This is a genomic window from Lactobacillus sp. B3795 (assembly GCF_026535805.1).
GTDB lineage: Bacteria > Bacillota > Bacilli > Lactobacillales > Lactobacillaceae > Apilactobacillus > Apilactobacillus kunkeei_C.
Genome location: NZ_JAFNPE010000007.1, coordinates 1 through 555 on the forward strand (window position 1 = coordinate 1; position 555 = coordinate 555).

At 43.1% G+C, this 555-nt stretch carries 1 protein-coding gene; it reads left to right on the plus strand.

Annotation, left to right across the window (positions count from 1 at the left end; all coding sequences use genetic code 11):
• Window positions 1–555: hypothetical protein (locus J3U50_RS04500; RefSeq protein ID WP_301945652.1), on the plus strand; the 555-nt coding region annotated here is incomplete at both ends.

Genomic DNA, 555 nt, shown 5'->3' on the forward strand with positions numbered 1-555 from the left:
GCTTACCAAGCTGGTCAAAAAGCTAAGAATGACTCAAAAATCGGTGCTGATTTAGCAACCGCTGGTCAAAGTCTACCAGCTTCTCCATCACAAGCTGAAAGAGATGGTTACCAAGCCGCTAAGGATGCTTATGATGTTGCCACTGGTAAGAAGGCTGCTCCTGACCTAACTAATAAGTCATTAGCTTACAAAGATGCATACAATAAGACTCTTGATGCTGCTACTCCAGTAGTAAGTAAAGCACTTGGGGATTACACAGATGGTGTAAAAACTAATCCATATGATGCAAATAGTGCTGAAGGAAAGCTTTACCAAGCTGTCAAAGACGATGCTGCTGCTGGTGAACAAGCTGCTAACGATCCAAATAGTCCAGCAGCACCTGACGCAACCCAATCAACCGCATACAAGGCTGGTTACGACATTGCTAAGGGTTCAGCGGATGCTTTAAATGGTGCTCAAAAGAACTCCAACAATAATGATGATGCATACAAGGATGCATTCGACAATGCAACTGATGGATTTAACGGTGACAACAACAATGCTCCTGAAAATCAA